17 protein-coding genes are annotated in these 20,945 nt (G+C 61.6%); 9 read left to right on the top strand and 8 right to left on the bottom strand.

Annotated elements, in window-relative coordinates:
* Nucleotides 1–62: 62 nt before the first annotated feature.
* The gene (locus Q7T64_RS06985; RefSeq protein ID WP_304793354.1) at nt 63–1,394 is read right to left on the bottom strand and encodes an MFS transporter; all 1,332 of its coding nucleotides are present in this window, start codon (nt 1,392–1,394) and stop codon (nt 63–65) included.
* Between the two features lie 31 nt (nt 1,395–1,425).
* Between Q7T64_RS06985 and Q7T64_RS06980 the strand changes: the two genes are divergently transcribed.
* Complete coding sequence (locus Q7T64_RS06980; RefSeq protein ID WP_370653269.1) at nt 1,426–2,175, top strand: tRNA (guanosine(46)-N(7))-methyltransferase TrmB; 750 nt, start codon at nt 1,426–1,428, stop codon at nt 2,173–2,175.
* A gap of 28 nt (nt 2,176–2,203) precedes the next feature.
* Nucleotides 2,204–2,968, top strand: coding sequence for a class II glutamine amidotransferase (locus Q7T64_RS06975; RefSeq protein ID WP_304793351.1), 765 nt, complete (start codon nt 2,204–2,206; stop codon nt 2,966–2,968).
* Nucleotides 2,969–3,027: 59 nt separating this feature from the next.
* Here Q7T64_RS06975 and Q7T64_RS06970 read toward each other — a convergent pair whose 3' ends face one another.
* The 5 genes from Q7T64_RS06970 to def all read right to left on the bottom strand — a co-directional run bounded on the left by Q7T64_RS06970 (nt 3,028) and on the right by def (nt 11,129).
* Nucleotides 3,028–4,275 (bottom strand): phosphatidylserine/phosphatidylglycerophosphate/cardiolipin synthase family protein, encoded by a 1,248-nt coding sequence (locus Q7T64_RS06970; protein ID WP_370653270.1) that lies wholly within the window; start codon nt 4,273–4,275, stop codon nt 3,028–3,030.
* A 232-nt stretch (nt 4,276–4,507) separates the two neighbouring features.
* Nucleotides 4,508–8,266, bottom strand: coding sequence for a methionine synthase (gene metH / locus Q7T64_RS06965; protein ID WP_304793348.1), 3,759 nt, complete (start codon nt 8,264–8,266; stop codon nt 4,508–4,510).
* 204 nt (nt 8,267–8,470) lie between these two features.
* Nucleotides 8,471–9,337 (bottom strand): dimethylarginine dimethylaminohydrolase family protein, encoded by an 867-nt coding sequence (locus Q7T64_RS06960; RefSeq protein WP_304793346.1) that lies wholly within the window; start codon nt 9,335–9,337, stop codon nt 8,471–8,473.
* Between the two features lie 96 nt (nt 9,338–9,433).
* A complete protein-coding gene (gene fmt, locus Q7T64_RS06955) occupies nt 9,434–10,405 on the bottom strand; it encodes a methionyl-tRNA formyltransferase (protein WP_304793341.1) in 972 nt (323 codons plus the stop codon).
* A gap of 190 nt (nt 10,406–10,595) precedes the next feature.
* Nucleotides 10,596–11,129 carry a peptide deformylase gene (gene def / locus Q7T64_RS06950; protein WP_304793338.1) on the bottom strand — a complete coding sequence of 178 codons (534 nt, stop codon included), beginning with the start codon at nt 11,127–11,129 and terminating at the stop codon, nt 10,596–10,598.
* Nucleotides 11,130–11,252: 123 nt separating this feature from the next.
* Here def and Q7T64_RS06945 point away from each other — a divergent pair, with 123 nt between their 5' ends.
* The 4 genes from Q7T64_RS06945 to Q7T64_RS06930 all read left to right on the top strand — a co-directional run bounded on the left by Q7T64_RS06945 (nt 11,253) and on the right by Q7T64_RS06930 (nt 17,168).
* Entirely contained in the window at nt 11,253–12,371 is a 1,119-nt protein-coding gene (locus Q7T64_RS06945; RefSeq protein ID WP_304793335.1) for a LysM peptidoglycan-binding domain-containing protein, read from the top strand.
* A 46-nt stretch (nt 12,372–12,417) separates the two neighbouring features.
* Entirely contained in the window at nt 12,418–13,533 is a 1,116-nt protein-coding gene (gene dprA, locus Q7T64_RS06940; RefSeq protein WP_304793357.1) for a DNA-processing protein DprA, read from the top strand.
* 180 nt (nt 13,534–13,713) lie between these two features.
* Nucleotides 13,714–14,184: a DUF494 family protein gene (locus Q7T64_RS06935; RefSeq protein WP_304793332.1), complete on the top strand. Its 471-nt coding sequence runs from the start codon at nt 13,714–13,716 to the stop codon at nt 14,182–14,184.
* Between the two features lie 263 nt (nt 14,185–14,447).
* Nucleotides 14,448–17,168, top strand: coding sequence for a DNA topoisomerase III (locus tag Q7T64_RS06930; RefSeq protein ID WP_304793329.1), 2,721 nt, complete (start codon nt 14,448–14,450; stop codon nt 17,166–17,168).
* Nucleotides 17,169–17,457: 289 nt separating this feature from the next.
* Here Q7T64_RS06930 and Q7T64_RS06925 read toward each other — a convergent pair whose 3' ends face one another.
* On the bottom strand, nt 17,458–17,604 hold the full coding sequence (locus tag Q7T64_RS06925; protein WP_304793326.1) for a hypothetical protein: 147 nt from the start codon (nt 17,602–17,604) through the stop codon (nt 17,458–17,460).
* A gap of 122 nt (nt 17,605–17,726) precedes the next feature.
* On the bottom strand, nt 17,727–18,200 hold the full coding sequence (locus Q7T64_RS06920) for a methylated-DNA--[protein]-cysteine S-methyltransferase (protein WP_304793323.1): 474 nt from the start codon (nt 18,198–18,200) through the stop codon (nt 17,727–17,729).
* Between the two features lie 111 nt (nt 18,201–18,311).
* Here Q7T64_RS06920 and Q7T64_RS06915 point away from each other — a divergent pair, with 111 nt between their 5' ends.
* From Q7T64_RS06915 to Q7T64_RS06905, 3 genes are all read left to right on the top strand, one after another.
* On the top strand, nt 18,312–19,481 hold the full coding sequence (locus Q7T64_RS06915; RefSeq protein WP_304793320.1) for a substrate-binding domain-containing protein: 1,170 nt from the start codon (nt 18,312–18,314) through the stop codon (nt 19,479–19,481).
* A 100-nt stretch (nt 19,482–19,581) separates the two neighbouring features.
* A complete protein-coding gene (locus Q7T64_RS06910; protein ID WP_304793316.1) occupies nt 19,582–20,361 on the top strand; it encodes an ABC transporter ATP-binding protein in 780 nt (259 codons plus the stop codon).
* Nucleotides 20,358–20,945, top strand: a 588-nt coding sequence (locus Q7T64_RS06905; RefSeq protein WP_304793312.1) for an ABC transporter ATP-binding protein, incomplete at its 3' end; no start/stop codon positions are given. The genes Q7T64_RS06910 and Q7T64_RS06905, both read left to right, overlap by 4 nt.

Here is a 20,945-nt window from a genome sequence, read left to right as displayed (position 1 = left end):
CTGCTGCACTGAGAAGCATCTGCTGTCGGTTGCGGGGCAATCCCGCAGCCAGGCAGGCCAGCCTATGGCTCGTGATATTGCTTGCAATGCGTTTCCCGCGTTGCAAGCAATGCAATCCACGCTGACGCCACCCACACCAGCAACAAACCGAAGGCCAGTTGGTAGGCATGCAGGTCGTACACCCTGACCCCGTTGACAAGTCCGCCGCGCCAGTTGCTGTCGAGTATCCAGCCAATCAAGGGCTGCTGCGCAAGCGGCCCGATCATCACCCCCATGTTGACCGCACCGGCAACGGTTCCTGACAGCGCCAGCGGTGCTGATTCCCTGGCAAAAAGAAAACCGACCGCCATGCCGCCCGACCCTGCAGCACCGAGCAACAGTAGCGGCACCAGAAATCCCAATGGCGCATCGGGAAAAATATACAGGGCCAGGTAACTGATCAGGGTGGCCGTACTGCCGATAACGTAAGGCAATTTGCGCAAGCGCAGCCGATCCGACAGTATCCCCACCGCGATGCTGCCAACCGAAAAAGCAACCAGCATGCCGCTGGTTACCAGCGAAGCCGAGCGCGGCGTCAGCCCGTGCAGTTGCACCAGGAACGGCACTCCCCAAAGTCCGGTAAAGGTCAGGAACGCACCACAAATGCCGGACGGCACCCAGAACAACAGCGCTACATTCCGGTATCGCCAGATGCGTCCAAGTCCGGTCAGCACGGTGCGCAATGAGGGTGACTTCAGCGACAGTCCCGCCGGCAACTGACTGCGGAAACCGCGCTCTTGCGGATCATCGCGCATGACGAAAAAAATGCCCGCGGCCAACAATAGCGCCACCGCGCCCGATGCAGCCATCACGGGTCGCCAGCCGAAGGTATCTGACAGGGCCCGCAAGGGCAATCCCGCCATCACCGCGCCCATGGTCCCCACTGCCAGTGACAGGCCGGTTACCGTGCCCAGCCGGTGCGGATTGAACCAATGGGCGCACAACTTCAGCATCGACACCCAGGCCACCGCAACGGTGGCGCCGATCAGGCCGCGGCCAAGGGCGGCGGACAGGAACGTATCGGCAAAGGCAAACAGCAGGGCGCCGACGCCACCGATCACCGCGCCGATCCAGAGCAGGCGGCGCGGACCAAACCGATCCACCAGCACACCGGTAGGCAACTGCATCGCCGCGTAAAAATAAAAGTAAAAAGCGGACAGGTTGCCGAGCATCACGGCGCTGAGCTGGAAGTCCTGCATCAGCTCCGTGGTCAGCACCGCCGGGGTCACCCGATGAAAGAAACCAAACAAATAAAAGGCCACTGCCAGCATCCACATGAGCAGGGCCAGCCGCACAGGCGGATCAGGCAGTTCACCGGGCGCAGCGCCAGGCACGATGGGTATTGCGCTTTTCATGCCAGCATTATGCCGCCACCGACGTCCCACAGTGCGCTCGACTCTGATCCTCCCCTATACTTCCTGCATGTTCGGCAACTCGCTCCCCGTAACCAGCAACCAGGACGGCGTCCACCCGGACCTGCAGCGTGTGCTGGAACGGCACCGCGCGGCACACTTTCGAAAGCCGGTATCGGCCCATACCTTGCAGGCCTTCGAGCGCATGCAATCAATATGGTCAAAGGCGGGACAGCCGCCGCTGGTGCTGGATGCCGGCTGTGGCGTTGGCTGGTCGACGCTGCGCCTGGCGCTGCGTCATCCGGATCATCTGGTCGTGGGTGTAGACCAGTCGGCCGAGCGCCTGCAACGCGGGCCCGCCGGCGCTGACGACAATCCTGCCAACCTGCTGCTGTTGCGCGCCGACCTGGTCGACTTCTGGCGCTTGCTGGCAGCGCACGGCATGGCGCTTGCGCATCACTATCTGCTCTATCCCACTCCGTGGCCGCGCAAGCAGCACCTCGGCCGGCGCTGGCACGGACATCCGGTGTTTCCGGTCATGGTCGCACTCGGCGGCACACTGGAATGCCGCAGCAACTGGATAGTCTATTTGCAGGAATTCGCCATCGCGCTGCAGATATCGAGCGGGGCGGCGGTCCCGGTGCTTGCATGGGATCCGCCCGAGGGCGCTGCGCTGACGCCATTCGAAGAAAAATACCGCGCCTCCGGGCATGGCCTGTGGCGCTGCTGCGCGGACTTGTCCGAAGTTTCCCGTACCGGACCACACGCCCCCGTGCTACCGTAATCACTTCATCAGGAGGGACAAGGACGCCATGTGCCAGTTGCTCGGAATGAATTGCAATGTCCCCACCGACATCGTATTCAGCTTCACCGGTTTTGCCACCCGCGGCGGCGGCACCGATACGCATAACGACGGTTGGGGCATTGCGTTTTTTGAAGGCGCCGGCGTGCGCCATTTTGTCGATCACCTGCCGGCGGTGGACTCGCCGGTTGCCGAACTGATCAAGACCTGGCCGATAAAATCCAAGAACGTCATCGCGCATATCCGCCGCGCCACGCAAGGACACGTCGCGCTGGAAAACTGCCACCCCTTCGTGCGCGAATTGTGGGGCCGCTATTGGGTATTTGCGCATAACGGCGACCTGAAGGACTTCCATCCGCAACTGAGCGGCCCCTACCGGCCAGTCGGCACCACCGACAGTGAACGCGCCTTCTGCTACCTGCTGCAACAACTCGGCAAGCGCTTTGGCGACCAGATGCCGCCGCTTGAAGAACTGACGGCCGCAATGGCAGTGCTGACGCAGGAAATCAATCGCTTCGGCGTATTCAACATGATGCTGTCGAATGGCTCGGCGCTGTTTGCACACTGTGCGACCAACCTGTATTACATCGTGCGCCAATTTCCGTTCGCGAAAGCACGGCTTTCGGATGAAGACATGACCGTCGATTTTTCCAAGGTGACGACGCCGCAGGACCGGGTGGCGATCATCGTCACCGAGCCGCTGACAACGAATGAAACCTGGATCCGGCTGGCGCCAGGGGAACTGAAAGTGTTTGTCGACGGCCAGCCGGACTGAACCCGCGGGCCGCCAGCCAGGTCCGCGATCGAGCTGGCCCAGGCATCCACGGCATGGATTTACAGCACCGGTTGCAGCAGCGCTGCCAAGCCCTCGCGCGCCTTCTCCAGGATCGGCCGGTTTTCCCATTTCTGCAATGTCACCGGGCGGGATTTTTCCAGGTCTTGCTCGAATATCACCGTCTGTTGATGGGCGAACTCGGCATCGTAGATGTTCAGGTTGGCTTCATCGTTGAGCTTGAATGAACGATCGTCGAAGTTGGTCGAGCCGACCGACACCAGCAGCTGGTCCACGATCATGACCTTGCAGTGGTACATGGTCGGCTGGTATTCGGCAATGATTGCGCCGGCACGCAACAGTTCGCCCCACAAGCCGCGCGAAGATTGGCGTACCGCTTCGGCGTCCATGTGCGGACCCGGGACGATGATGCGCAAGCGCACACCCCGTCGCAATGCGGCGACCAGCGCAGCGCGTGAGACTTGGTCGGGAACGAAATAGGCCATCGCCAGGTCGATGCTGCGGCTGGCCGCGACAATCGACAGCAAGTACATCTGCTGCATGCTGTCGCTGCCACCGTCAGCGGAGCTGCTGAATACCTGCGCAGCGCCGGTCCCGACTGCCTGCAGGTCGGGGAAGTAGTCTTCGCCATGCAGCACGCGACCGGTGGTCTTGATCCAATTGTCCATGAACACTGCCTGCATCTGCGCCGTTACCGGCCCTTCGACCCGGAAATGCGAATCGCGCCAGTGCGCCGGATCTTGCCCACTGCCAGTCCATTCCTGCGCAATGCCCACGCCACCCGTAAAACCGACACGCCCATCCACGATCAACAACTTGCGATGGGTTCGATTGTTGATCCGGCCAAGCTGGTACCAGCGCAGCGGATGGTAATAGCGCACCTCCACCCCTGCCGCGCGCATCATGTCGATCAGGGAATCATCGATCTTGCTGCTGCCGACCCAATCCAGCAGTACATGGACTTTGACACCGGCACGAGCGCGTTGCGCGAACGCCTGCGCAAAGCGCTGGCCGATATCGCCTGACCAGTAGATGTAAGTTTCAAAGCAAATCGTGCGCTTGGCATTGCCAATCGCCTCCAGCATGGCAGGGAAAATCTGGTCGCCATTTTGCAGTGCGTCGAAGCGATTGCCGGCAACAATGGGCGGACCGAGCATCACCCCCAGCGAGCGGAGGAATTGCGGATCGTCCGTGGAATATTGTCGGTCGATCGGTTCGAACTCTGTTTCGCCACCCTGGAAGTTGACAATGACGAGTGCAATCAAGCCCATGGCCAGCATGCCGATCATGCCGGCCCAGACTTTGCCAGCGGTCGATTGCGGCTTCAGACGCATTGCAGTCCTCCGTCATGCGCGGGCGAATGCACCGTATGCTGAGCTTAGCAAGGGCGCGCAAGGAAACGGATGACTGTCCTCAACAAATGCCATCGGCGACCTTGCGCAATGCATGGATAGCAGCAGCAAAGCGCCACGCCAGCCGGCATCCGTCCCAATCGCCTGCCCGACCGGCAGGCGACCGCCGTCAGCCCAGGCTCGGCGCCAGCCAGCGCTCGACCTGCTCGACCGGCACACCGCGCCGGCGCGCCATGTCTTCGACCTGGTCCATGCCGATCTTGCCGATGCTGAAATATTTCGCCTGCGGATGTGCGAAATAAAATCCCGATACCGCTGCACCGGGATACATCGCAAATGAATCGGTCAGTTGCATGCCGATTTCTTCACACTGCATCAGCCGGAACATGTCGGCCTTGACCGTGTGCTCCGGGCAGGCCGGATAGCCGGGCGCAGGGCGAATGCCGCGATAGGCTTCCTTGATCAGGTCCTCGCGCGACAGGTCCTCCTGCGTGGCGAAGCCCCACAGGTCGCGGCGCACTCGTTCATGCAGGTACTCGGCAAAGGCTTCGGCCAGGCGGTCTGCCAGCGACTTGAGCATGATTGACGAGTAATCGTCATGCGCGTCTTCAAAACGCTTTTCATATTTCTCGATGCCCAGTCCGCTGGTCACGGCGAACATGCCGATGTAATCGGCGCGGCCGGAAGACTTGGGTGCAATGAAATCAGCCAGGCACTGATTGGGCCTGGCCACGCCGTCGATCACCGGCTTGACCGTTTGCTGCCGGGTTCCGTAGTAAGTGAATGCCACCGTGCTGCGCGTTTCATCGGTATAGATCTCGATGTCGTCGTCATTGACGGTGTTGGCCGGCAGCAGCGCGACGACGCCATTCGCAGTCAACCAACGGCCATCGATGACCTTCTTGAGCAGCGCCTGTCCTTCCTCATACACACGGCTGGCGGCTTCGCCGACCACCGGGTCTTTCAGGATCGCGGGGAACGGTCCCGCCAGATCCCAGGTCTGGAAGAACGGACCCCAGTCGATATAGCTCGCCAAAGTCGCCAGGTCGACATTCTTGAACACACGCCGACCGATGAATTTTGGCACCACCGGCTCGGCGTCGCCGTCGAAGGGCAACAGCGCCTTGTTTTTGCGGGCGTCGGCGATCGACAGCATCGGCGCGGCCTTCTTGCTGGCGTGCTGCTGGCGGATGCGCTCATAGTCGCTGACGATGTCGGCCAGGTAGGCATCGCGCTGCTCGGGCGTCAACAAGGATTGCGCAACCGACACCGAACGCGACGCATCTGGCACATAGATCACCGGGCCGTCGTAATGCTGCGCGATCTTGACGGCGGTATGGGCGCGGCTGGTGGTCGCACCGCCGATCAGCAGTGGAATCTTGCGCTCGCGGAAATACGGGTCGCGCTGCATTTCGCGCGCGACATAGGCCATTTCTTCCAGCGACGGCGTGATCAGGCCGGACAAGCCGACGATGTCGGCGTTTTCTTCCTTGGCCTTGGCCAGGATGTCGGCGCACGGCACCATCACGCCCATGTTCACCACTTCAAAGTTATTGCATTGCAGGACCACCGAGACAATGTTCTTGCCAATGTCGTGCACATCGCCCTTGACGGTCGCGATGACGATCTTGCCCTTGGCCTTGGCCGCGATGCCGGTACGCTTTTCTTCAGCCTGCTTTTCTTCTTCGATGTAGGGAATCAGGTGCGCAACGGCCTGCTTCATCACGCGCGCGGACTTCACCACCTGGGGCAGGAACATCTTGCCCTGGCCGAACAGGTCGCCCACGATGTTCATGCCGTCCATCAGCGGCCCTTCGATGACGTTGATCGGGCGTCCACCTGCCTGATGGATTTTCAGCCGCGCTTCTTCGGTGTCTTCGAGTATCCACTGCGTGACGCCATGCACCAGCGAATGCGCCAGCCGCTTTTCGACCGGCCCGCTGCGCCACTCCAGGGTCTGCTCTTCTTTCTTGCCGCCGGCTTTCAGCCCGGACGCAATCTCGATCATCCGCTCGGTGGCGTCGTCGCGCCGGTTGAGCACGACATCTTCCACCCGCTCACGCAATTCCGGATCGATATCGTCGTACACGCCGACCATGCCGGCATTGACGTTGCCCATCGTCATGCCGGCCTTGATGGCGTGATACATGAAGACGGTATGGATCGCTTCACGCGCGGGATCATTGCCGCGGAACGAAAAGCTGACGTTGGAAACGCCGCCACTGACTTTCGCCAGCGGCAGGTTCTCCGTGATCCAGCGCGTGGCGTTGATGAAATCCACCGCGTAGTTGTTGTGCTCTTCAATGCCGGTTGCGATGGCGAAAATGTTCGGATCGAAAATGATGTCTTCCGGCGGGAATCCGACCTTGTCGACCAACAGCTTGTAGGCGCGCTGGCAAATTTCGGTCTTGCGCGCAAAGGTGTCGGCCTGGCCCTTCTCGTCGAAGGCCATCACGATCACGGCCGCGCCATAACGACGGCACAGCTCGGCCTGGCGCAGGAATTCGGCCTCGCCTTCCTTCATCGAAATCGAATTGACGATCGATTTTCCCTGCACGCATTTCAGGCCAGCCTCGATCACCGACCACTTCGATGAGTCGATCATGACCGGCACGCGTGCGATATCCGGCTCGGATGCGATCAGGTTCAGGAAGCGCGTCATCGCAGCGACCGAGTCCAGCATCGCTTCGTCCATGTTGACGTCGATGATCTGCGCGCCGTTTTCGACCTGCTGGCGAGCCACCGTGAGCGCCTCGTCATACTGCTCATTCAGGATCATCCGCGCGAATGCCTTGGAGCCGGTGACGTTGGTGCGCTCGCCGACGTTGACGAACAAGGAATTTTCATCGATGACGAAGGGTTCCAGCCCTGACAGGCGCATGACCTGCGGCACGACCGGCAGCTTGCGCGGCGCAATGTTGGCCACAGTCTGTGCAATCGCCTTGATATGCGCCGGCGTGGTGCCGCAGCAACCGCCGGCAATATTGACGAAACCGCTCTCGGCAAAATCCTTGAGCAAGGACGAGGTAACGTCCGGCGTTTCGTCGAATCCCGTGTCGGACATCGGATTGGGCAGGCCGGCGTTGGGGTAGATGCAGACGAAGGTGTCGGCAATCGACGACAGTTCCTCCGCATAAGGACGCATCAGCGCCGCGCCGAGCGCGCAGTTCAGGCCGATGGTCAGCGGTCGTGCGTGGCGCACTGAATTCCAGAATGCGGACACGGTCTGGCCCGACAGGATGCGCCCCGAGGCATCGGTCACGGTACCGGAAATCATCACCGGCAAGCGCTTTCCGGTCTCTTCGAAATAGGTTTCCAGCGCGAACAGCGCGGCCTTGCAATTGAGCGTGTCGAAAATGGTTTCGACCAGCAGCACGTCGGCGCCGCCATCCACCAGTCCGCGCGTCTGCTCCAGGTACGCCGTGGCCAGCTGGTCGAAGGTAACGTTGCGCGCGCTCGGGTCATTGACGTCAGGCGATATCGAGGCCGTCTTGGGCGTGGGGCCCAGTGCACCGGCAACGAAACGCGGCTTGTCCGGTGTGGAGTACTTGTCGCAGGCGGCGCGCGCCAGGCGCGCCGCCGCCACATTCATTTCATAGGCGAGATCGCCCAGGTAATAGTCGTCCTGCGCCACCGAGGTTGCGCCAAAGGTGTTGGTTTCGACCAGGTCGGCGCCGGCGGCCAGGTATTCCTCGTGGATGGCGCTGATCACATCGGGCCGGGTCAGCGTCAGCAACTCGTTATTCCCCTTCAGGAACACTTGCTTGCCGGGCACGGCGAACGCGGCAAAGCGCGTGCCGCGATAGTCCTCCTCACTGAGCTTGTACTGCTGGATCATGGTTCCCATTGCACCGTCGAGAATCAGGATGCGGCGGGAGAGCAGGTCGCGCAGGACTGCTTCAACTGGGGATAGGGCGTCGCGTTTCATGTGGCTAAGTTCCATTCTGGAAATGCAAAAACCCGGCTGCCTTGCGGAGCCGGGTTCTTTCAAGGTCCGCTTTAGCAGTATTTATTCGGGGCACCGGATGCTCCCCTGCGCCCGCAAGCTGGGTTTGACTTGTTCAATCAAATCGGCGCAGACACGATTATACGGTATTCCGCGAGGTGGCCGCCACGGCCGGCGCCACTGGCTTTAGCCTGCCGACGGTCCGGACCCGGGCGCCAAATCGGGCAGCGGGCCGGTCGCCACCGGCTCGTCGAGCCTGAGCGTGAGGCACTTGGCGGCGCCACCGGCCTTCATGAATTCGGACAAGGGTATCTGGTGGACTTGATAGCCCTTCTCCTCCAGCGTCTTGCGCAGCCTGGCCGATGCCTGGTTCAGGAACACATGCCGGCCAATATTGACGGCATTGCAGGCGAATGCCGCGGCATCGCCAGCGCTGGCTGCGATACGGTATTGCGCCGGTACCCGTGCCGCAATCCGGTGCCGGGACTTGGCGTCGAACGCGTCCGGGTAATACAGCAGGTAGCCACCTTCGAGCGGGCAAAAACAGGTATCGAGATGATAAAAGCGCGGGTTGACCAGCTTGAGCGGCTGCACCTCGATGTCGAGCCAATCCGCCAGCAAGGGCGCACTGCCCGCATCGGAGCGGTGGCCCCAGCCAAGCCAGAGCAGGGCCTGGCGACGGTCAAACAAGGCGTCACCCGCGCCTTCGAAGTAAATGTCATCCGGCAGCCGGAAGAGCGGCATTCCCTGGCCCGCGAACCAGCGGGCGAAATGCGGTTCTTCCCGCTGGCGCTCCAGATGGCGAAAATGGGAAACCACGGCCTTGCCTGCAAGGACGAGTCCGGCATTGGCCGTGAAAACCATGTCGGGCACCCCGTCCACGGCCTCGATCATTTCCAGGTCCGCGACCGCGCCGATGGCGTGCGCCAGGGCTTGCCATTGGCGCATGGCGAGCGCCGGGTCGCAATGGGCGATATTGCCTTCCATCCATGGATTGATGACGTACGCGACATTGAAGTAGTCCGGCGCGCACATCAGGATGCGGGTAGTCATGCCATTGTTCCATGCAAAAAATGCGGTGGATGAACCAGGCGGCAAGTTCGCTGCCCACGCCGATGTCAATCGGGTCTGGCGATTGCGGCGGCGGGTCTATTGGACCAGCGCGAAGCGTTTTCCGGCCAGCGGAAAACCCTTCAGGAAATCCTGTGCCGGCAAGCGCTTGCCGCCGGGCTTTTGCAATTCCAGCAAGCGCAGCACGCCACTGCCGCACGCGACATTCACGCCATCGGCATCGGCAGCGAGCACGGCTCCCGCCTGCACGCTACTGTCGCCTGCGCCGGGCAGGGATGCCGCCTTCCAGATTTTCAGTTGCACGCCGTCAACCTGCGCGCTCGCGCCGGGGGCCGGGTTGAATGCCTGGATCTTGCGCGCCAGTGCAGCGGCATCGCCGGCAAAATCGATGGCCGCTTCGTCCTTGCGGATCTTGGCGGCGTAGTTCATGCCGGCTTCCGGTTGTGGCGAGGCGACTGGCGCTGCACCGTCGCGCTCGAACAGGCGCAGCACGGCAACGATCATTTCGCCGCCGAGCCGGGCCAATTTGTCATGCAGGCTGCCCGTGCTGTCGTCGGCTGCGATCGGTATGCTGCGCATTGCCAGCATGGGCCCGGTATCGAGTCCTTCCTCCATCTGCATGATGGTGATGCCGGTGTGCGCATCGCCCGCTTCAATGGCGCGGTGGATGGGCGCGGCACCACGCCAGCGCGGCAGCAGCGAAGCATGGATGTTCAGGCAACCAAAACGGGGAATCGACAATACGGAGGGTGGCAGGATCAGTCCATAGGCTGCGACCACCATCACATCGTGCGGCGTGGCCTGCAGCAATGCATGCGCATCGCGCGCCACCTCCGGATGCTTGCCGTCTGGCTTGAGCGAGACCGGCTGGGCCACCGGCATGCCATGCGCCAGCGCATATTGCTTGACGGGCGAGGCATGTAATTGCATGCCGCGACCGGCCGGACGGTCGGGCTGGGTCAGCACCAGCGGAATATCGAAACCCGCCTGGTGCAGCGCCGCCAGCGCGACCGCAGCAAACTCCGGGGTACCGGCAAAGATGACTTTCATGGCGCGATTCCAGGCATGGGGTTGGAGGCTTGCCCATGCCGGCTCAGGCAGGGCGCACGGATCTGCTTGCGATGACCTGGCAATCGCCCGGCGGCTGGTGTTGTTGCCTGAATGATTCGCTGCCCGGCCGGGCGTCCGCTTGACTGTGTGACCGGATCGCTGGTGAGCGTGCCGCCCGGCCCGGGCAAAATCACCGCAGCGTCGCTTTTTGCCCGTGCCGTCGCTCTTCCCGTTCTTCCTTCAGGAATTTTTGCTTGATCCGGTTGCGTTTCAGCGGTGACAAGTACTCAACGAATACCTTGCCCACCAGGTGATCCATCTCATGCTGGATACACACCGCGAGCAATCCGTCGGCGTCGATCTCGAAGTGCCGGCCGTCAGTGTCGAGGGCGCGCGCCTTGACCCGCGCATGCCGCAGAACACCGTCGTAGATGCCCGGCACCGACAGGCAACCCTCTTCAAACACCTGCTTTTCTTCGCTGGCCCAGATAATTTCGGGATTGATGAATACCCGCAAATCGTCCCGCGTTTCAGAAGTGTCGATGACGATCAGGCGCTCATGCACATCGACCTGGGTCGCAGCCAGGCCGATTCCCGGCGCCTCGTACATGGTTTCGGCCATATCGGCGACCAGCCTCTTCAGCCGATGGTCGAACACAGTTACCGGCTTGGCAATTTTATGCAAACGCGAATCAGGAAAACGCAGAATATTCAACAGGGGCATACGACTTTTGCGCAACAGGAAGATAAGGTCAGATGGTGGTTTGTCTTGCGACTTCAAGCGTTTATCGGCAGAATTTGATTCACTTTGGCAAGAAATTTTGCTGTGCCAGCCACCGGACCACCAATGAAAAAGTTTAGCACAGCCTTTCGCGCCATTCCCGCCCTCGCCCTCGCATCGGCCTTGTGCACGGTTTCCGCAACAGCTGCAGGAACGCAAGACCAGCAAGCAGACCAGTTTGCCACATGCGCCTTCCGCAGCGATGCGCCGGACCAGCACCGGGTCGTGAAGGGCGACACACTGTGGGACATTTCCGGCCGGTTCCTGGCCCATCCCTGGTGCTGGCCGCAAGTTTGGGGACTTAACCGCAACCAGATCCGCGATCCGCACTGGATCTATCCGGGACAAGTGATCGTATTCGACCGCACTGCCAGGCGACTGCGCCTGGGGGACGCCGGCACGGCCGGATCGGCCAGCGGCGCATTGCCCGAAATCAGGCTGTCGCCGCAGACCCGCATTGAAGCCCTCGGTCCGCAGGCCATTGCCTCCATTCCTGCCGGCGCCATCGAGCCCTTCCTGACTGAACCTTTGATCGTCGAGCAAGAAACGCTCGCCAGCAGTCCGCGCGTCGTGGCCACCGCAGAAGGGCACATCAGCGCCGGACGGGGCGACAAGGTTTTCGTGCGGGGCGACCTGAAAGGAGAAACCAGCTTCCAGGCATACCGGCCGGCACGGCCGCTGAAAGACCCGGTCACCAACGACATACTCGGCTATGAATCCGCCTACCTCGGTGTGGTCCGGCTGGATCGGCCCGCGCGGGCAGAAAATGAAGCGCACCGCTTCGTCGTCACTACCTCGCGCGAGGAAATCGGACCCGGCGCCCACCTGCTGCCGGTACCAAAACGCCTTGCCACCAACTATGTGCCGCATGCGCCAGCCACGGCAATGGAAGGACGCATCGTTTCAGTGTATGGCGGACTGACCCAGGCCGGGCGCAACAACGTCGTGGTCATCAATCGCGGCACGCGCGACGGCATCGACCCCGGTACGGTGCTGCACTTGTACCGGTTGGGCCGGATGATCAAGGATCCGCAAGCCGGGCCGGACCAGCCACTGATCAAGCTGCCCGACGAAAACTACGGGACGCTGTTCGTGTTCCGTGTTTTTGACAAGCTGTCCTACGGCCTCGTGATGCAAGTCACCGACGCCGTACGCATCAACGACCCGGTTCGTTCGCCGGAATAAGCCGGGCCAGGCTGTGTCACCCGACGCCGGCGAACTTGCCGATTGGATGCGCCTATTGCGGGCCGAAGGTGTGGGCCCGGTCACCGCACGGCTGTTGCTATCGCATTTCGGACTGCCGGAAAATATTTTCTCGGCCAGCTATTCGACCCTGTCCAGAATCGTGCCGGAGCGCACCGCCCGCGCGCTGCTGGCGCCGCCCACTGACGCACTCAAGGCCAGCGTCGAACGTGCCGTGACCTGGGCCGCAGAGGCAGGCAACCACGTCATCACACTGGCCGACCCGGCCTATCCGCGCGCCTTGCTCGACACCGCCGACCCGCCGATCCTGCTTTATGCAAAGGGCGAGCTCGCGCTGCTGTCACGCCCTGCGCTGGCGATCGTGGGCAGTCGCAATGCGACGATCCAGGGCATGCAGGATGCACAGAACTTTGCCCATGTCGTCAGTGCCGTCGGCGTCACCATCGTGTCCGGCCTGGCGCTGGGTATCGATGCCGCTGCGCACCTGGGTGCGCTCGATGCACTGGAGCAGGACCAGCAGGGCGCTGGCTCCACCATTGCGGTGATCGGCACCGGGGCGGACATTGTCTATCCGGCACGCAATCGGCCGTTGGCGCATCGCATCGCCGCGGCCGGGCTGATCCTGTCTGAATACCCATTGGGCACGGCGGCGACCAGCGTCAACTTCCCGCGCCGCAACCGCATCATCAGCGGCCTGTCGCGCGCGGTGCTGGTAGTCGAGGCGGCAGCGCACTCCGGCTCACTGATCACGGCGCGCATGGCTCTCGACCAGAATCGTGACGTATTCGCCATTCCGGGCTCGATCCATTCCGCCTTGTCAAAAGGCTGCCATCAACTGATCAAGCAGGGCGCCAAGCTGGTGGAGTCAGCCGAGGATGTCCTGGAGGAACTCCGTGCGGTATTGTCGGAACATGCGGCAGCGCGAAGCACGGCACCGATCACGACTAATGTCGCACCGCCCGTGCAACTTGAACCAGTGTTGCAGCATCTGCTCGACACCATGGGCTACGACCCGGTCGAAATCAACCTGCTGGCCGAACGTGCGGCGCTGGATGCCGCCAGCGTCGCCGCGCATCTGCTCGCGCTGGAAATGGCAGGCGTGGTGGAATCCTTGCCGGGCGCACGTTACCAGCGGCTGGCCTGAGCGCATTGGCAATCGCGGGCGGGGCAGCGCGAAAGCTTGACCAGACGATCACGAAACCGGGAATGGAATGATCATAAACGCACAATAGTGTCCGGATCGCGCCACGATTGCGCCATTTTTCTGCCTGATATTGTTCTTCGTGCGCTTGTGCCGGACTTCACGAACCGTTAAAGTAGCCCCATGTTTGATGTCCTCGTCTACCTCTACGAAACCTATTACCGGCCGGATGCCTGTCCTGACGCCGATGCGCTGATCAAAAAGCTATCGGCCGTCGGTTTCGAACAGGACGAGATATCCCGTGCACTGGGCTGGCTGACCGACCTGACCGAAACAACCAACGCACTGTCTGGCCGTCCGCTTGACCAGGACTCGTTCGGTTTTCGCATCTATGTCGATAGCGAAGTCGATGCACTGGGTTTGCCGGCAATCGGATTCATCCAGTTCCTTGAATCCGCCAAGCTGATCAACGCGGTGCAGCGGGAAATCGTGGTCGAGCGCGCGCTCGCCGCGAGCGAGTCCCCGATCTCGCTGGACAAGCTCAAAGTGATCGTCCTGATGGTGCTCTGGAGCCAGGGCAAGGAACCGGATGGCCTGATTTTCGATGAGTTGTTCGCCGACGACGACGAAACCGGCAGCCGCCAGTTACACTGATCCAGGCCGTTCCCCTGGCGCGCAAAAGCCCTTGCTGCGGTCGCGTCGGCAAGCCCTCCGGAGGCTTGCGCGCCGGCCGATTCCGGCCTCCCTCAAGTTAACCCTGCTTGCAGCCGGCGCGATAACGCGCTTATCATTGGCCGCATTTCCGTCGCCTGACGGTGACTTGCTTGCGCATGCCGCTGGCGTTTCCTGCGATAAAGTGCTGCTTGTCCCTACGGCCTACCACGCCCGCCGCCTGTCGCGGCAATCGAGACCTGAATATGACCAAAACCCTCATCATCGCCGAGAAGCCTTCGGTCGCGGCTGATATCGCGAAGGCAATTGGCGGCTTTACCAAGCATGATGAGTACTTCGAGTCCGATGATTATGTACTGTCATCCGCCGTCGGCCATCTGGTCGAGATCGCGGTTCCCGAGGAATACGATGTCAAGCGCGGCAAGTGGTCATTTGCCCATTTGCCGATGATCCCGCCGCATTTCGACCTCAATCCGATCGCCAAGACTGAATCGCGGCTGAAAGTGCTGAACCGGCTGATCAAGCGCAAAGATGTGGACATGCTGATCAACGCCTGCGACGCCGGACGCGAAGGCGAACTGATTTTCCGGCTGATCGCGCAGTATGCTAAAGCCAAGCAGCCGATCAAGCGCTTGTGGCTGCAGTCGATGACGCAAGGCGCGATCCGCGAAGCGTTCAAGCAATTGCGCGGCGACGAAGAAATGATGCCGCTGGCCGATGCCGCCCGCTGCCGCAGCGAAGCGGACTGGCTGATCGGCATCAACGGCACGCGCGCCATGACAGCCTTCAACTCCAAGGAGGGCGGCTTCTACCTGACGACCGTCGGCCGGGTCCAGACGCCGACGCTGTCGATCGTGGTCGAGCGCGAAGAAAAGATCAAACAGTTCGTCTCGCGCGACTATTGGGAAGTGCGCGCCGAATTCGTCTGCGCGGCCGGCATCTATGAAGGGCGCTGGCAGGACCCGCAGTTCAAGCGCGACGAAACCGATCCCGAAAAGCGCGCCGAGCGCCTGTGGAGCCGAGCCGCTGCCGAATCCATCGTCGCGGCTTGCCGCAGCAAGACGGGATCGGTGACGGAAGAATCCAAACCGACCACTTCGGCCGCACCCGCGCTGTTCGACCTGACCAGCCTGCAACGCGAAGCCAATGCGCGATTCGGCTTCTCGGCCAAGAACACGCTCGGCCTGGCGCAGGCGCTGTATGAACGGCATAAGGTGCTGACCTACCCGCGTACCGATTCGCGGCACCTGCCGGAAGACTACCTCGGCTCGGTGAAAGAAACGCTGGCTGTGCTGTCCGAGAACAATAATTACCAGCCGTTTTCTTCGCAGATACTGAACAAGAACTGGGTCAAGCCGAACAAGCGGATTTTCGACAACAGCAAGATCAGCGATCACTTCGCCATCATCCCGACCACGCAGGCGCCGAAAAACCTGTCCGAGCCGGAGCAGAAACTGTACGACATGGTGACTCGTCGCTTCATGGCGATTTTTTTCCCGCCTGCCGAGTACCAGGTGACTACCCGCATGACGGAAGTTTCCGGACATCGCTTCAAGACTGAAGGCAAGGTCATGACCAATGCCGGCTGGACCGCGGTCTATGGTCGCGAAGCGCTGAGCACCAACGAAGAGGGCCAGACCAGCGGCATGCTGGTACCCGTGGCAGCCGGCGAGAAAGTACGCACCGAAGACGTCAATGCCAACGGCCTGGTCACCAAACCGCCGCCGCGTTACACGGAAGCCACGCTGCTGTCGGCGATGGAAGGCGCCGGCAAGCTGATCGACGACGAAGACCTGCGCGACGCCATGGCGGGCAAGGGACTCGGCACGCCGGCCACGCGCGCGGCCACCATCGAGGGGCTGCTGAGCGAAAAATACCTGCTGCGCGAAGGGCGTGAATTGATGCCCACGGCAAAGGCATTCCAGTTGATGACCTTGCTGCGCGGACTCGGGGTTTCCGAACTGACCGCGCCAGAACTGACCGGCGAATGGGAATACAAGCTCGCGCAAATGGAGCGCGGCCGCATCAGCCGCGACGAATTCATGCGCGAGATCGCGCAGATGACGCAAATCATCGTCAAGCGCGCCAAGGAATACAACAACGACACGATTCCGGGCGACTACGCCACACTGGTCACGCCATGCCCGAATTGCGGCAGCGTGGTGAAAGAAAATTACCGCCGCTTCGCTTGCACCAAATGCGAATTCTCGATCGGCAAGACACCCGGCAGCCGCCAGTTCGAAGTCGCTGAAGTCGAAGAGTTGCTGAGCAATCGCACCATCGGCCCGCTGCAGGGCTTCCGTTCAAAGATGGGCAAGCCCTTCGCTGCGATCCTGCGCATCGCACGCGATGAAGACCTGAACAACTTCAAGCTCGAGTTCGACTTCGGCCAGAACAACGGCGATAGCGAAGACGGCGAGCCGGTCGACTTTACCGGCCAGACCGTACTGGGCCCCTGCCCGAAATGCGGCAGCGGCGTGTATGAACTGGGGCTGGCCTATGTCTGCGAGCGCTCGGTGCTGCGGCCAAAAGGCTGCGACTTCCGCAGCGGCCGCATCATCCTGCAGCAGGAAATCCTGCCGGAACAAATGGTCAAGCTGCTCAATGAAGGCAAGACCGACCTGATGCCGGGCTTTGTTTCCCAGCGCACGCGCAGGCCATTCAAGGCATTCCTGGTGCGCGGCAAGGATGGCAAGGTGAGCTTCGAATTCGAAGAACGCAAGGTCAAGCCGGGCGGAGCGGCGAAAGCGGCTGCAAAAGCCGGCAAGGCCGGCGCTGACGATGAAGCGGATGCGGATGCAGCGGCGCCGGCACGCAAGGCGAGCGCAGCCAAAACGGCGGCAAAGAAGCCGGCCGCAAAAAAGGCAGCGGCAAAGAAAACCGCCGCAAAGAAAACCACAGCAAGCAAGACCGCGGCTGGCAAAACGGCGGCGCCGCGCAAGGCAGTCGCCAAAAAGGCTGCCTGAATACCCTGGCTTGAGCTGCCCTTGTTGCCAGCGAAGCTGCGGGCGACGCGAGGCGGGATCAATCCGGGAACATTGCTGCGCAGAAGCTGACGCCGATCAAGCGGAGCAACTGTTTTGTCAAATTGTCAGGAACCAAAGGCCTGGGAAGGCTTCTATCAGCAGCACTGTTGACAATGTTTTTGCGAAAGCGAGATCTTGCACACGGCTGATGAAACCAACTTTCCTAAGGAGCTTACATGGTTAAATGGATATTACCTTTGGCCTGCGTCGTAGCACTGGGCGCTTGCGGTCAAATGCAACAAGACAGGGCGGCGCGCAGCGCTACGCCATCCAGCTCGGGCGCTTCCGGCTCCACTTCAATGGGTTCTGGCGCTGGCAGCTCGGGCTCGACTGGCATGCCTTCTTCAGGCGCCGCCTCCGGCAGTTCGGGCAGCACGACAGGTCCAGGTTCCTATCCGGCAGCCGGCGAAGCGGGCGCCAAGGCCAAGGGACTCGATCCATCGGTGCAGGAGCCCACGACCTCGGGCACCACGCAAAACAAATAGCCCCGGTTCGGGGCTATCGACGTGCCTCCAGCGCGAGCAGGAAACGCTTGCGTTCGAGGCCGCCGGCGTAGCCGGCCAGCGCGCCGCCGGTGCGCAGCACACGGTGACAGGGCACGATGATACTGACCGGATTGCGGCCGATCGCCGACCCCACTGCGCGTACCGCAAGCGGATTGTTTGCCAGGGCTGCTTGCTGGCGATACGTGCTGGGCACGCCAAACGGAATCCGGCGCAAGGACTCCCACACCCGCAACTGGAATGGTGTGCCGTCAAGATCGAGCGGCAGGTCGAAATGCGTCAGGCTACCGGCAAAGTAATCATCGAGCTGCCTGGCCGCCGATTGCAATATCGGATGCGCCGGATCTTCATCGCCGACCACGCCCTTGAAATATTTGTGCTCACTGAACGTCAGGCCGCATAGTCCGCGCGCGCTGGCCGCCAGCAGCAAGGGGCCCAGGGGGCTTGGATGTCGTTTCCATCTGATCATTTCACGTCCTCTTCGCTTCACGTATTTCTACTGCATACCCAAGTCCAATTCTTTGGAGTAATCTCGCCGGAGGAAATTCCGCTGAATATCCGATAAAAAAGGACGAGACAAATGAAAACCCGCCTGATCGCTGCGGCAGCCCTATTATGCTGCGCCGCCTCCCTCCAAGCAAAAGACATCAAGATTGCCCACGTCTACGACAAGACCGGTGCACTGGAAGCTTATGCCAAGCAGACCCAGACCGGACTGATGATGGGCCTGGAGTACGCCACAGGCGGGACGATGAAGGTCAACGGCAATAACCTGGTGGTGATCGAAAAGGATAACCAGGGCAAGCCGGACGTGGGCAAAGCCCAATTGGCCGCCGCCTTTGCCGACGACCGTGCCGACATCGCGGTGGGACCGACCAGTTCGGGCGTGGCGCTGGCCATGCTGCCGGTGGCTGAAGAGTACAAGAAGATCCTGCTGGTCGAACCGGCCGTGGCCGATGCGATTACCGGCGACAAGTGGAACCGCTACATCTTCCGCACCGGCCGAAATTCATCCCAGGACGCGATCGCCAATGCGGTTGCACTCGACAAGGCCGGCATCACCATCGCCACCATGGCGCAGGACACGGCTTTTGGCCGCGATGGCGTGAAAGCCTTCAAGGAAGCACTGAAAAAAGCCAAGCTGGTTCATGAAGAATACCTGCCCGGCAACACCACCGACTTCACCGCCGGCGCGCAGCGCCTGTTCGACGCACTCAAGGGCAAGCCGGGCCGCAAAGTGATCTTCATCATCTGGGCCGGCGGCAATCCATTCAAGATTGCAGACCTCGATCCGAAGCGCTACGGCATTGAAATCGCGACCGGCGGCAACATCCTGCCGGCCATGACGGCCTACAAGAATTTCCCCGGCATGGAAGGCGCGGCGTATTACTACTTCGGTATTCCGAAGAACCCGGCCAACAATTGGCTGGTGACCGAGCATTACAAGCGCTTCAAGAATCCGCCCGATTTCTTTACCGCGGGCGGCATGGCGGCCGGCATGGCGCTGGTGGAAGCACTGAAGAAAACCGGCGGCAATACCAATACCGAAAAGCTGATCGCCGCGATGGAAGGCATGAGCTTCGATACGCCGAAGGGAAAAATGACTTTCCGCAAGGAAGACCACCAGGCGATGCAATCGATGTATCACTTCAAGATCAAGGTCGATCCTGCTTTCCCGTGGGGCGTTCCTGAGCTGGTGCGGGAAATCAAGCCGGAAGAAATGGCGGTTCCGATCCGTAACAAGCGCTGATCAGACAAGCAGGCCTGGCGGCCCGGCATCCGTGCCGGGCATGCAAAGGAGAGCGGCTCCGCCGGTCCTTTTGCAGTGCGTTGGCCGCCTGCCTGCAACGATGACCCAGATGCCGACACCGTCCCTTGAGACCCGCGACCTGACGATACGCTTTGGCGGTCATGTCGCGGTCAATGCCGTGTCCTGCGCTTTCCAGCCCGGGACATTGACCGCCATTGTCGGGCCCAACGGCGCCGGCAAGACCACCTACTTCAACCTGATCTCGGGCCAGCTCAAAGCCAGTGCCGGGCAAGTGCTGCTCAATGGCCGCGACCTGTCCGGCATGTCGCCGTCGGCCCGCACCCACGCCGGGATCGGACGGGCGTTCCAGCTCACCAGCCTGTTTCCGAACCTGACCGTGATGGAAAATATCCGCCTGGCCCTCCAGTCGCGGCAGCACCTCGGACTGGACTTGCTGCATGTGTGGAGCCACCACAAGGAACTGGTGCAGCGCGCCGAACGCGTGCTGGAAGACGTGGCACTGACCGCGCGCCGCGATGCGACCGCCGCGTCGCTGCCGCATGGCGACCAGCGCAAGCTCGAAGTCGGCATGCTGATGGCGCTGGAACCGGCGGTCTACATGTTCGACGAGCCGACAGCTGGCATGAGCGTCGATGAAGTGCCGGTGATACTGGACCTGATCCGCAGCCTCAAGAGCCAGCGCGACAAGACCATCCTGTTAGTCGAGCACAAGATGGATGTCGTGCGTGAACTCGCGGACCGGATCATCGTGCTGCACAACGGCGCCCTGATGGCCGACGGCGAACCCGAGGCGGTAATTGCGTCGCCGGTGGTGCAACAAGCCTACCTGGGGCTGGCGCCGGTGGAGGATGCGGCATGAGCGACGTCTTGCTGAAGTTGGCCGGCGTGCAGACCCACATTGGCGCTTACCATATCCTGCACGGCGTCGACTTCGAAGTGCCGCGCGGGCAATTGACCATGCTGCTGGGCCGCAACGGCGCCGGCAAAACCACCACCTTGCGCACCATCATGGGCCTGTGGCAGGCGTCGCAGGGCAGCATCACGTTCGACGGCCGCGAATTGCGCGGCATGGCGACACCGGACATTGCCCAGCTCGACATTGCCTACGTGCCGGAGAACATGGGCATTTTTGCCGACCTGAGCGTGCGTGAAAACATGCTGCTGGCGGCGCGCCGTGCGCGCCGCGCCGAAGACATCGATGCCGCCCGGCTGGAATGGATCTTCAAGCTGTTCCCGCCGATGAAAAAGTTCTGGATGCATCCGGCCGGCAAACTCTCTGGCGGCCAGAAACAGATGCTGGCGGTAGCGCGCGCCATCGTCGAGCCGCGCAAGCTGATCCTGATCGACGAGCCGAGCAAGGGCCTGGCGCCGGCCATCATCGTCAACATGATCGTGGCATTTCGCGAACTCAAGCAGACCGACACCACCATCCTGCTGGTGGAG

This window comes from Lacisediminimonas sp. (assembly GCF_030645335.1).
In the GTDB taxonomy this organism is placed as follows: domain Bacteria; phylum Pseudomonadota; class Gammaproteobacteria; order Burkholderiales; family Burkholderiaceae_D; genus Lacisediminimonas.
Note: the sequence above shows the minus strand (reverse complement) of the source record. Positions and strands in the feature narration are given on the sequence as shown.